The organism is Streptomyces sp. NPDC031497, from assembly GCF_055580905.1.
This window is the reverse complement of sequence record NZ_JBVIKO010000042.1, coordinates 66,328-78,146: the sequence shown is the minus strand read 5'-3', so window position 1 is coordinate 78,146 and position 11,819 is coordinate 66,328. Positions and strand designations below refer to the sequence as shown.

General features: G+C 70.7%; 12 protein-coding genes. 8 read left to right on the top strand and 4 right to left on the bottom strand.

Annotated features, from left to right (window positions below; all coding sequences use genetic code 11):
* Positions 1-169: 169 nt before the first annotated feature.
* Positions 170-799, bottom strand: a complete 630-nt coding sequence (locus tag ACZ5K7_RS45955; protein ID WP_351710965.1) for a TetR family transcriptional regulator — start codon at positions 797-799, stop codon at positions 170-172.
* Positions 800-921: 122 nt separating this feature from the next.
* On the opposite strand from ACZ5K7_RS45955, the gene ACZ5K7_RS45950 reads away from it, so the two are divergent.
* From ACZ5K7_RS45950 to ACZ5K7_RS45940, 3 genes are all read left to right on the top strand, one after another.
* Positions 922-1,089, top strand: a complete 168-nt coding sequence (locus ACZ5K7_RS45950) for a hypothetical protein (RefSeq protein WP_351710967.1) — start codon at positions 922-924, stop codon at positions 1,087-1,089.
* Positions 1,090-1,122: 33 nt separating this feature from the next.
* Complete coding sequence (locus ACZ5K7_RS45945) at positions 1,123-1,395, top strand: DUF4190 domain-containing protein (protein WP_351711095.1); 273 nt, start codon at positions 1,123-1,125, stop codon at positions 1,393-1,395.
* A gap of 162 nt (positions 1,396-1,557) precedes the next feature.
* Complete coding sequence (locus tag ACZ5K7_RS45940) at positions 1,558-2,721, top strand: cysteine desulfurase family protein (protein ID WP_468924121.1); 1,164 nt, start codon at positions 1,558-1,560, stop codon at positions 2,719-2,721.
* Between the two features lie 236 nt (positions 2,722-2,957).
* Here the strand turns inward: ACZ5K7_RS45940 and ACZ5K7_RS45935 are convergent, their stop codons facing one another.
* The gene (locus tag ACZ5K7_RS45935) at positions 2,958-4,574 is read right to left on the bottom strand and encodes a multicopper oxidase family protein (RefSeq protein WP_468924118.1); all 1,617 of its coding nucleotides are present in this window, start codon (positions 4,572-4,574) and stop codon (positions 2,958-2,960) included.
* 222 nt (positions 4,575-4,796) lie between these two features.
* The gene (locus ACZ5K7_RS45930; RefSeq protein WP_468924115.1) at positions 4,797-5,450 is read right to left on the bottom strand and encodes an N-acetylmuramoyl-L-alanine amidase; all 654 of its coding nucleotides are present in this window, start codon (positions 5,448-5,450) and stop codon (positions 4,797-4,799) included.
* A gap of 60 nt (positions 5,451-5,510) precedes the next feature.
* On the opposite strand from ACZ5K7_RS45930, the gene mnmA reads away from it, so the two are divergent.
* Positions 5,511-6,650: a tRNA 2-thiouridine(34) synthase MnmA gene (gene mnmA, locus ACZ5K7_RS45925; RefSeq protein WP_351710974.1), complete on the top strand. Its 1,140-nt coding sequence runs from the start codon at positions 5,511-5,513 to the stop codon at positions 6,648-6,650.
* Here mnmA and ACZ5K7_RS45920 read toward each other — a convergent pair.
* Positions 6,640-6,966, bottom strand: a complete 327-nt coding sequence (locus ACZ5K7_RS45920) for a DUF427 domain-containing protein (RefSeq protein ID WP_351710976.1) — start codon at positions 6,964-6,966, stop codon at positions 6,640-6,642. The genes mnmA and ACZ5K7_RS45920 overlap by 11 nt on opposite strands.
* Positions 6,967-7,125: 159 nt before the next feature.
* Between ACZ5K7_RS45920 and ACZ5K7_RS45915 the strand changes: the two genes are divergently transcribed.
* The 4 genes from ACZ5K7_RS45915 (at position 7,126) to ligA (ending at position 11,695) form a co-directional block, all read left to right on the top strand.
* Positions 7,126-7,665, top strand: coding sequence for an LOG family protein (locus ACZ5K7_RS45915; protein ID WP_351710978.1), 540 nt, complete (start codon positions 7,126-7,128; stop codon positions 7,663-7,665).
* A 16-nt stretch (positions 7,666-7,681) separates the two neighbouring features.
* Positions 7,682-8,371, top strand: coding sequence for an SDR family oxidoreductase (locus ACZ5K7_RS45910; protein WP_468924111.1), 690 nt, complete (start codon positions 7,682-7,684; stop codon positions 8,369-8,371).
* A 113-nt stretch (positions 8,372-8,484) separates the two neighbouring features.
* Positions 8,485-9,486, top strand: a complete 1,002-nt coding sequence (locus ACZ5K7_RS45905; protein ID WP_351710982.1) for a methionine synthase — start codon at positions 8,485-8,487, stop codon at positions 9,484-9,486.
* 13 nt (positions 9,487-9,499) lie between these two features.
* Complete coding sequence (ligA, locus tag ACZ5K7_RS45900) at positions 9,500-11,695, top strand: NAD-dependent DNA ligase LigA (protein WP_468924108.1); 2,196 nt, start codon at positions 9,500-9,502, stop codon at positions 11,693-11,695.
* The last annotated feature ends 124 nt before the right edge of the window (positions 11,696-11,819 follow it).

Here is an 11,819-nt window from a genome sequence, read left to right as displayed (position 1 = left end):
GGGGGGGCCCGGGGGGGGGGGGGGGGGAGCCAAGGGGGTCTCCAACCAGGGGGGAAAAGAAGAGTGAAAACGGGGTGGGGAAAGAGGGGGGGGGGGCGTCCGGCGACCGGACACACCGCCCCTTCGCGTGGCCGCCCTCCGGGCGACGACGGGAATTGTCAGACAGGCCCTAGTCCAGCCAGTGCTGCCGGCCGAGGCTGATCAGCCGCATCTGGCGGGCGGCGACCTGGGTGACGCGCTGCCGCTCCGCCTCCGAGGGCTCCGGCGACTCCAGGGTCTCCAGGAACAGGGACGCGGTGATGAGCATCTGGTCCACGTAGAGGTGGGCGAGCATCAGCAGGTCGTCGTCGTTCCACCCGGCGGCCTCGGGGTCCTTGGCCAGCTCGGTCTTGACCTCCTCGGCGAACCGGGCCAGTTGGTCCCGGATGGCCTCGCGCACCGGCTGCACCCCGCCGTGCCGCTCCCGGGCGATGAACCGCACGTGCGCCGGGTGCGCGGCCACATGGTCGGCGATCAGCCGTACGGCACGGGTGATGCGCTCCGGGCCGGGCGTGGAGACGGTCGTGCGGACCATGGGGTGCAGGCTGCCGAGCGCCTCGTCGACGAGGGCGACGCCGAGGTCGGCGGTGGAGCGGAAGTGCCGGTAGAAGGCGGTCGGGGCGACACCGACGGCCCGGGTGACCTCGCGTAGTCCCAGGCTGCTCAGGCTCTGCTCCTCCAACAGCCCCAGCGCCGCGTCCAGGAAGGCCTGGCGGGTCTTCTGCTTCTGGGCCTGTCGGATGCCGAGGGTGTGACTCATGTCATCCAGTTAACAACTGTTCTCCGGAATTGGAAAGCCGTGGGAGTTGCTAGACTAAAAGTCAGTGAACAACTGTTACTACAACCGTTCACCCAAACTTAACGGAGGGGGGATCGAATCCCATGCTGTTCCTCGTCGCCGCACTCATGCTGCTCGGCGTGGTGCTGGGCACCGTGGCCCACACGCCGCTCGACGTCACCGTAGGACTCGCCGCCGTGATCGCCGTCTGGCTGGCCGTCTTCGCGCTCCGCGAGCGCATCGCCCGCCGGCGCCGCACCTCGGCCAACTGACCGTCCACCACGACTTCCAGGAGCTGAGCCATGCTGCACCTCACCGCCCCGGCCACCACCCGCCCCGAAGCCGGCACCCGCGACGCCGACGGCATGGCCGTGGCGTCCTTCATCCTCGGCCTCCTCGGCCTCCTCGTCCTGAACCTGTTCCTGGGCCCGATCGCGATCGTCCTGGCCCTGGTGTCCCTGTGGCGCGGTACGAGCCGCAAGGGCCGCGCCTACCTGGGCCTGGCCCTGGGCGTCGCGGACCTGGCCGTCCTCGCGATCGCGATGGAGATCTCGAACACGGTGTCCTGGAGCCTGTGAGCAGGGCTCGGGACAGTGCGCCCCCAAGGGGCGCGGGGCTGTGTCCATGTGCGGCTCCGCCGCGTGGGCGCGACCGGCCACCGGCGGCCCGCACCCGCCCATGGCCTCGACCCCTACGGCGCTGGGCGACCCTCACCCCGCCCCCCGTAGAATCGACCCACCATGGCCTACCTCGACCACGCCGCCACGACCCCGATGCTCCCTGAGGCGGTAGAAACCCTCACCGCCACCCTCGGCGTCACCGGCAACGCGTCCTCCCTGCACGCCTCCGGCCGCAAGGCCCGCCGCACGGTCGAGGAATCCAGGGAGACCCTCGCGGAAGCACTCGGCGCCCGCCCCAGCGAGGTCGTCTTCACCTCCGGCGGCACCGAGGCCGACAACCTCGCGGTCAAGGGCCTGTACTGGGCCCGCCGTGACGCCGACCCCGCCCGTACCCGCGTCCTGTCCAGCCCCGTCGAACACCACGCGGTCCTCGACGCGGTCGACTGGCTCGGCGAACACGAGGGCGCGACGGTGGAGTACCTCCCCGTCGATTCCTACGGCCGGGTCCACCCCGACACGTTGCGCGAGGCGATCGCCCGCAACCCCGACGACGTGGCCCTCGCCACCGTCATGTGGGCCAACAACGAGATCGGCACGATCCTGCCGGTCCGCGAACTCGCCGACGTGGCAAGCGAGTTCGGCATCCCCCTGCATGCCGACGCGGTCCAGGCCGTCGGCCAGACCCCGGTGGACTTCGCCGCCTCCGGCCTCGCCGCGATGACCGTCTCCGGCCACAAGGTCGGCGGCCCCTACGGCATCGGAGCCCTGCTCCTCGGCCGTGAGTACACCCCCGTACCGGTCCTGCACGGCGGCGGCCAGGAGCGGCACGTCCGCTCCGGCACCCTCGACGTCCCGGCGATCGCCTCCTTCGCGGTCGCGGCGAACCTCGCCGTCGGGCGCCGCGCGTGGTTCGCCCGCGAGATCGGCGCCCTGCGCGACCAGTTGATCGACGCCGTGCGTACGGCCGTACCGGACGCGATCCTCGGCGGCGACCCGGTGGACCGCCTCCCGGCCAACGCGCACTTCACCTTCCCCGGCTGCGAGGGCGACTCGCTGCTCCTGCTGCTCGACGCCCAGGGCATCGAGTGCTCGACGGGCTCCGCGTGCACGGCCGGGGTGGCCCAGCCCAGTCACGTCCTGCTGGCCACCGGGACCGACCCGGACCTGGCCCGCGGCACCCTCCGTTTCTCGCTCGGCCACACCTCCACCCAGGCCGACGTGGAGGCGGTCGCGAAGGTGATCGGCCCGGTGGTGGAGCGGGCCCGGGCCGCCGGACTGAGCTGATCCCGGCCACCCCGACGGTGCTCCGCGACACGCGGAATCGGGCCCAAGTCGCTTCCAAGAAGGCGAGTCGACACCACCAGCGGCCCGGTGACCGACTCGGTCGTGGTCACCGGGCCGGTGTTTCGTGCGTCGGGTGTGAGCGCGGCGGTCCCCGCCCCCTGCGGGCGGAACACGGCAAAAGGCTGCCGCCGGCGCTTCCACCGCCGGCGGCAGCCTTCCCGAGAACCAGGTTCAGGCTAGCTCTCGGTGACCATGAGGGACGCCATCATCCCCTCGTCCTCGTGCTGCAGGAGATGGCAGTGGAGCATGTACATGTACGTGTCGTCGGTGAAGTCGGTGAACTCCATGGCGATCTCGATGGAGCCGCCGCCGACCACCTCGTAGGTGTCGTACCAGCCGAGCTCGACGCCGGTCGGGTCCTCGCCGTTGATGGAGATCAGCTGGTACGGCACGTCGTGCAGATGGAACGAGTGCTCCAGCTGCGTGCCGTTCTTGATCGTCCAGATCTCCTTGGACCCCAGCGTCGTACTGATCATGGCCATCGAGCTCATGCTCGTGCCGGCCGAGCCGTTGATGGTCATGGTCGTGCCGGACTGGCCGAGGGTGATGGTCCGCGCGGTGAAGTCGCTGGTGTCGTACCGGTCGATGGTCCGCAGCGAGGTGGGCAGGTCGTCCGGGGTGTCGGTGCCGCCGGCGGCGACCGTCAGGAAGTCGTACGTGCCGCTGCCGCCGCGCACCCAGCCGGTGGTGACGACCGCCTGGAGGGTGACGTCGTCCGACAGGTCCATGACCATCTCGGCGCGGGCGCCGGCCACCAGCCGGATCTCGGTCACGTCCGCCGCCGCGGACAGATAGCCCTGGTCGGTGGCGATCTGCGACATCGTGCCGCCGTCACTGCGCTGGATGGTGATGATGTCCGACGGCGACGCGTTGAGCAGCCGGAACCGGGTCCGGGTCTTGGTCGCGGAGAAGGTGAGCGTGGTGTCGTCGACGTTGGTGCCGTTCACCAGCAGCGGGTAGGTCAGGTCGCCGCCGAGGTAGCCGGTGAGGTCGTACTTGATGTCGCCGTCGGCGTCCACGGCCAGGCACTGGAAGATCAGCGGGATGTCGTCGGTGCCGTAGGTGGTGGGCAGTGCGGCGCTGGTGGTGTTGTCGCTGTCGTCGACGATGATCATGCCGGCCAGGCCGTGCACCGCCTGCTTGGCCGTGGTGCCCAGGGCGTGCGGGTGGTACCAGAGCGTCATGGGCTCGTCGAGGACCTCGAACGTCGGCGACCAGGTCTCCCCGTCGGAGAAGGCGACCTGGGGACCGCCGTCCATCTTGGCCGGGACGTGCGCGCCGTGGAAGTGGACCGTGGTGTCCTCGCCCAGGCTGTTGGTGATGTTGAGGAGGACCGTGTTGCCCTTGGTCCACTTCATGGTCGGGCCGAGGAAGGACTGGTTGTAGCCCGCGGTGGTGCTGGTCACACCGCTGATCACCTCGGCGCTGCCGGTCTGCGCCTCGATCGTGTAGGTGGTGGTGCTGTCGGAGGTGGTGCCCTCCAGCAGGTCCGGGATGGACAGGGTGGCGGTGTTGGTCGCGGCGCCCGCCTTGTTGCCGTTCGCGTCGGTCAGCAGGGCGAAGGTCGCGCCGCCCGCGGCGACGGCGCCCAGGCCGACGCCGGCCATGCCGCCGAGGAACTTCCGCCGGTGAACGCCCTTGCCGCGCTTGGCCGTCGCGTCCTTGGAGTGCTCGGCCCCGGTGACGCGCTCGGCCTTGGAGTGCTCCGCGCCCTTGGCGCGCCGGCGCCTGCCGCGGGTGTCCTGCTCTTCGCTGCCGCCCGTCTCGAAGGAGGGCTCTGAGGTGTGGGTCATGGCGGGGATGTTTGACCTGAGGACTGTGTGAAATCTGAGGTGAAGTTAGGAAGAGAGCGGGGGGACTGTGAGGCGGCCGTGGATGCTGGTGATGCTTAACTCCCGTGAAAGGAGACGGAGTTGACCAGGTGCAGCTAGTGCCCGGGGTGGGGGACGCAACGGACACAGGCGGCACGCAGAGCGAGCACAGGATAACGATTCAGTCACATGCGGAACCTGGGGTCAGGCCTGTCCGACCCGCCGCACAAGACCCATGTAGCGATCCCAGTCCCAGTGCTTGCCCGGGTCGGTGTGGTCCGTCCCCGGCACCTCCACATGACCGATCACATGCTCCCGGTCCATGGGCATGTCGTACCGCCGGCATATCGCGGCCGTCAGCCGCGCCGACGCCGCGTACATCGCGTCGGTGAAGTCCTCCGGGCGGTCCACGAAACCCTCGTGCTCGATGCCGACACTGCGCTCGTTGTACGACCGGTTGCCCGCGTGGAACGCCACGTCCAGCTCGCGGACCAGCTGGGTGATCCGCCCGTCCTTGCGCACGATGTAGTGCGCCGCCGCCTCGTGCGCCGGGTCCTGGAAGACCTTCACCGCGCTCGCGTAGCCGCCCTGGGTGACATGGATGACCACCCGGTCGATCGGATAGTCGTCCGGCCGGTCCGCCGTCCGGTAGTTCGCGGGCGACGCGGCCACCCAGCGCGCACTCCTGAAGTCCACCGCGCCCGCCACCCGCGCCTTGCGCACCCCGGGCAGCCGCCAGTACAGCCGTGTCAGTTCGTCCCTGGTCAGCGCCACCGTGCCCGCGGCCGCCGCCGCCCCGCCGACCAGCAGCGCCCGCCGCCCGATCCGCCGGTCCCGATCACCACTCGTCGCCCCCATGTGATCCCCAACGGATACTCGCGGGCCCTGGTTCCCGCGTCCCCTTACCCTGGAGGGGCTATGACTGACACCCCGCAGCGCACCCGCCCCCTCCGCGTCCTCGCCGCCATGTCGGGCGGCGTGGACTCCGCCGTCGCCGCCGCCCGTGCGGCAGAGGCGGGCCACGACGTCACCGGCGTCCATCTCGCGCTCTCCGCGAACCCCCAATCCTTCCGTACCGGCGCGCGGGGCTGTTGCACCATCGAGGACTCCCGCGACGCCCGCCGTGCCGCCGACGTCATCGGCATCCCGTTCTACGTCTGGGACCTCGCCGACCGCTTCCGCGAGGACGTCGTGGAGGACTTCGTCGCCGAGTACGAGGCGGGGCGCACCCCCAACCCGTGCCTGCGCTGCAACGAGAAGATCAAGTTCGCGGCCCTGCTGGACAAGGCGCTCGCGCTGGGCTTCGACGCGGTCTGCACCGGCCACTACGCGAAGATCGTGACGCTCCCCGACGGCTCCCGCGAGCTGCACCGCGCCTCCGACATGGCGAAGGACCAGTCCTACGTCCTCGGCGTCCTGGACGAGCGGCAGCTCGCCCACGCGCTCTTCCCGCTCGGCGACACCCTGACGACCAAGGACGAGATCCGCGCCGAGGCCGAGCGCCGGGGCCTCGCGGTGGCGAAGAAGCCCGACTCGCACGACATCTGCTTCATCGCCGACGGCGACACCCAGGGCTTCCTGGCCCGGCGGCTCGGCAGGGCCGAGGGCGACATCGTCGACGAGTCCGGCGCCAAGGTCGGCACCCACGAGGGCGCGTTCGGCTTCACCATCGGCCAGCGCAAGGGGCTGCGGATCGGCACCCCGGCGGCCGACGGCAAGCCGCGCTACGTGCTCGACATCTCGCCGGTCGACAACACGGTCACGGTCGGCCCGGCCGCCGCCCTGGACGTCAGCGCACTGACGGCGATCAGGCCCCGCTGGTGCGGCACCGCCCCCACCGGCCCGGCCCGCTACACCGCCCAGCTCCGCGCGCACGGCGGCGAGACCGAGGTCAGCGCCGAACCGGTCGACGGCGAGCTGCGTGTCACGTTCACCGAGCCGGTCCGGGGCGTCGCCCCCGGCCAGGCGATCGTCCTGTACGACGACACCCGGGTCGTCGGCTCCGCGACCATCGCGTCGACCGTCCGGACGGCGGACACGGCAGGCGTCAGCCCGTGACCTCGACGTCGTAGAAGCAGAGGTGGTCCTTGATCCGGGCGACGTCGGACTTGGGGTCGGGGTAGGCCCACACCAGGTCCGGCGCGTCCGGCAGGGACCAGTAGGAGGCGGTGCCCTTGAAGGGGCAGACGGTGTGCGTCTCGGAGGGCGTGAGGAGGTCGAGGCGGACGTCCTCGGCGGGGATGTAGTAGCGCATGGGCGACCCGGTCTCCCGCAGGACGAGGGGCCGGTCGCTCTCGGCGAGGACGAGGTCCCCGTGCGTGACGCGGACGTGCTGCTGGGACTGCTCGATGGTGATCGTGTGTCCAGAGGCCATACGAGGTTGACGCTGACGGACGCCCACTTGTTCCCGACGCCTGCTTCAGCGCCCCTTCAGGGGCGCTGGGGGCACCCCCGGCCGAAGGCTGGGGGAGGAACTGCGCGACCAGCCCCCACGCACCCGCAGCCGCCACACCACGGGTCCTACCCTGACCCCATGCGAATCTGTGTCTTCCTCTCCGCGGCAGATCTCGACGACCGCTACACCCGCCCCGCCCGAGACTTCGCGAAACTCATCGGCAAGGGCGGCCACACCCTGGTCTGGGGCGGCTCCAACGTCGGCCTGATGAAAGTGGTCGCCGACGGTGTCCAGGAAGCCGGCGGCAGGCTGCTGGGCGTCTCCGTCGAGTTCCTCGCGAACAAGGTCCGCCCCGGCGCCGACGAGATGGTGATCGCGTCCGACCTGGCGGAGCGCAAGCGGCTCCTCCTGGAGAAGGCCGACGCCGTGGTGATCATGGTCGGCGGCACCGGCACCCTGGACGAGGCCACCGAGATCCTGGAGCTGAAGAAGCACGGCCGCACGCACAAGCCGGTCGTCCTGCTGAACACCGCCGGTTTCTACGACGGCCTGGAGGAACAGTTCCGCCGCATGGAGGCCGAGGGGTTCCTGCCCCGCCCCCTGGCGGAGCTGATGTTCTTCGCCGAGGAGCCGGCCGAGGCACTCGCCCACCTGGAGGCGGCCCGGAACGCCGACTGATGCGAGCATGGCCCTCATGGCAACTCATGTGATCACCGGTGCCGGTTCCGGCATCGGCGCCGCCGTCGCCCGCCGCCTGCACGCGCGCGGGGACGACCTCGTCCTGCACGCGCGCGACGCGGGCCGCGCGAAGGAACTGGCCGCCGGGCTCCCCGGCGCCCGCACCCTGGTGGGCGACCTGGCGGACCCGGACAAGCTCTCCTGGGCCTTTTCGCACCAGACGCTGCCGGACCGGGTCGACTCGCTGCTGCACATCGCGGGCGTGGTCGACCTCGGCGAGATCGGCGAGCTGACCCCGAAGTCCTGGCGCCACCAGCTGAACGTCAACCTGGTCGCACCGGCCGAGCTGACCCGCCACTTCCTGCCCCAACTGCGCGCCGCCCGCGGCCACGTGCTGTTCGTCAACTCGGGCGCCGGCCTCAACGCCAACGCGGGCTGGTCGGCGTACGCGGCCTCCAAGCACGGCCTGAAGGCCCTCGCCGACTCCCTCCGCCACGAGGAACACGGCAACGGCGTCCGGGTCACCTCGGTCTACCCCGGCCGCACGGCGAGCCCGATGCAGGCCAAGGTCCACCAGCAGGAGGGCAAGGAGTACGACCCGGCGAAGTGGATCGACCCGGAGTCGGTGGCGACCACGATCCTGACGGCCCTGGACCTCCCGCGGGACGCGGAGATCAACGACCTGACGGTCCGCCCGGGTGTCTGATCCGGCGTCATTCGCCTGAGCGTCCTTCAGGGGCGCGGGGAACTGCGACCGGCCCCCACGCACCCGCACCCGACAACGAGACCCCGTCAGCCAACCCCACCTAAGCTCCTCACGTGAACGCAAACTCCCTCTTCGGCCCCGCGACAGCCATCGGGTCTCTCCCCGGTACCGACGCCCGAGAGGCCGCCAAGGCCGCGACCGGCAGCTTCGAGGACTTCCCCTTCCTCCCCGAGCTGCCCGCCCGCGGTCCCGGCGCCGACATGATCGGCCGTACCGCCGGCCTGCTCGTCGAGCTCTACGCGCGCGTGGAGCCCAGCGGCTGGCGGCTCGGCGACCGGCCGGGCCGGGACACCCGGCGGGCCGTCTCCTGGCTGGGGCAGGACCTGGACGCGCTGGAGGAGTTCACCCAGGACTACGAGGGGCCGCTCAAGGTGCAGGCGGTCGGCCCCTGGACCCTCGCCGCCGCTCTGGAGATGCGGAACGGCGAGGCCGTTCTCTCCGACCCCGGCGCCTGCCGCGACCTGGCCGCCTCCCTCGGCGAAGGCCTGCGCCTGCACCTCGCCGAGGTCGGGCGCCGGATCCCCGGCGCCCGGCTCGTCCTGCAACTCGACGAGCCGTCCCTCACCGCCGTACTGCGCGGTCAGGTGCGGACCGCCAGCGGCTACCGCACCCACCGGGCCGTGGACCGCCAGGTCGTCGAGTCGACGCTGCGGAACGTCATCGGCGTCCACGCCGGCGGCCCGGTGGCCGTCCACTCCTGCGCCCCCGACGTGCCCTTCGCGCTGCTGCGCCGGGCCGGGGCCGCCGCCGTCTCCTTCGACTTCTCGCTCCTCACCGAACGTGACGAGGACACGATCGGCGAGGCCGTGGAGGGCGGTACCCAGCTGTTCGTCGGTGTCGTGCCGGGCACGGACACGGCATTGTCAGACCCTGCCGGTAGCGTCATGGGTGTCAGGACGCTGTGGCGCAGGCTGGGGCTGCAACCAGGGCTTCTCGCGGAGGCCGTGACGGTCACCCCGTCGTGCGGGCTGGCGGGTGCTTCCCCCGCCTATGCCCGGCAGGCGCTCGCCCACTGCGTCCGGGCGGCGAGATCACTCGCGGACAACCCAGAGTAACGGGAGGAACACGGTGGCCGGCGACAAGCAGCAGGCGGAGACGGCGGTGCCCGCAGAGGCACGGGAACAGCACGCGCGGACCGCCGAGCAGATCGAGGAGCACCGCTTCCGGTACTACGTGAAGGACGCTCCGGTCATCAGCGACGCGGAGTTCGACCAGCTCCTGAAGTCCCTGGAGGCGTTGGAGGACCAGTACCCCGAGCTGCGCACCCCGGACTCGCCGACGCAGAAGGTCGCGGGTGCGTACGAGACGGAGTTCACGGCGGTCGAGCACCGCGAGCGGATGCTGTCGCTGGACAACACGTTCAACGACGAGGACCTCGCCGCCTGGGCCGAGCGGATCCACAAGGAACTGGGCGCCCAGGAGTACCACTTCCTGTGCGAGCTCAAGGTCGACGGTCTCGCCGTCAACCTCACCTACGAGCACGGCCGGCTCACCCGCGCGGCGACCCGCGGCGACGGCCGCACCGGCGAGGACATCACCCCCAACGTCCGTACGATCGCCGAGATCCCGGACCGGCTGCACGGCGACACGGTGCCGGATCTGGTCGAGATCCGCGGCGAGGTCTACTTCCCGATGGAGAAGTTCGCCGAGCTCAACGAGCGGCTGGTCGCGGCCGGCGACAAACCGTTCGCCAACCCGCGCAACGCGGCGGCCGGTTCGCTGCGCCAGAAGGACCCGCGGGTCACCGCCTCCCGCCCGCTGCACATGGTCGTCCACGGCATCGGCGCCCTGGCGGGCTTCGAGGGCATGACCCGGCTCTCCCAGGCCTACGACCTGCTCAAGACCTGGGGTCTGCCCACCTCCCCGCACAACCGGGTGGTCGACGACCTCGACGGCGTACGGGAGTTCATCGCCTACTACGGCGAGAACCGGCACTCCGTGGAGCACGAGATCGACGGGGTCGTCGTCAAGCTCGACGAGATCCGCCTCCAGGGCCGGCTCGGCTCCACCGCGCGGGCGCCGCGCTGGGCGATCGCCTACAAGTACGCGCCGGAAGAGGTCAACACCAAGCTCATCGACATCAAGGTGGGCGTCGGCCGCACCGGGCGGGTCACGCCGTACGCCCAGGTCGAGCCGGTCACGGTGGCCGGCAGCGAGGTGGAGTTCGCGACCCTGCACAACCAGGAGGTCGTCAAGGCCAAGGGCGTGCTGATCGGCGACACGGTGGTGCTGCGCAAGGCCGGTGACGTGATCCCGGAGATCCTCGGCCCGGTCGTCGACCTGCGGGACGGCAGCGAGCGGGAGTTCGTGATGCCGGCCGAGTGCCCCGAGTGCGGGACACCGCTGCGGGCCATGAAGGAGGGCGACATCGATCTGCGGTGCCCCAACGCCCGCACCTGTCCCGCCCAGTTGCGTGAGCGGGTCTCCTACCTCGCGGGTCGCGAGTGCCTGGACATCGAGCACTTCGGCGGGGTCGCGGCGGCGGCGCTCACCCGGCCGCTGGAGCCCGCCGAACCGGCGCTGGTCGACGAGGGCGATCTGTTCGACCTCACCATCGAGAAGCTGCTGCCCATCAAGGCGTACGTCCTGGACCCGGACAGCGGGCTGCCCAAGCGCGACCCCAAGACGGGCGAGGAGAAGGTCGTCACGGTCTTCGCCAACCAGAAGGGCGAACCCAAGAAGAACACCCTCGCCCTGCTCCAGAAGATCGAGGAGGCGAAGACCCGTCCGCTCGCCCGCTTCCTCAACGGCCTGTCCATCCGGCACGTCGGCCCGGTCGCCGCGCAGGCACTGGCCCGTGAGTTCCGCTCCATCGACCGCATCGAGCAGGCCACCGAGGAGGAGCTGTCGAACATCGACGGCGTCGGCGGCATCATCGCGACGGCGCTCAAGGAGTGGTTCGCCGAGGAGTGGCACCGCGAGATCATCCGAAAGTGGAAGACGGCTGGAGTCCCGCTGGAGGACGAGTCCACCGGCGAGGACGAGGGGCCGCGTCCGCTGGAAGGCCTCACCGTCGTCGTGACCGGAACCCTGGAGCACTTCACCCGGGACGGCGCCAAGGACGCCCTGCAGAGCCGCGGAGCCAAGGTGACCGGCTCGGTATCGAAGAAGACGTCGTTCGTGGTCGTGGGTGACAACCCCGGATCGAAGTACGACAAGGCGATGCAGGCCAAGGTTCCGGTTCTGAACGAGGACGGATTTGTCGTCCTTTTGGAGCAGGGACCGGACGCGGCGGCCGAAGTCGCCCTTCCGACCGACGAGTAGCGGTTGAAGGCCACCCGTTCGGCGCATACCAGATGCATACGGGTGGCCGGTGCGCAATCGGGCAACCGTCGACGACCGCTGCCCGTGAAAGCCTTCTGCGGCCTACTGTTGAGATGTGCACCTG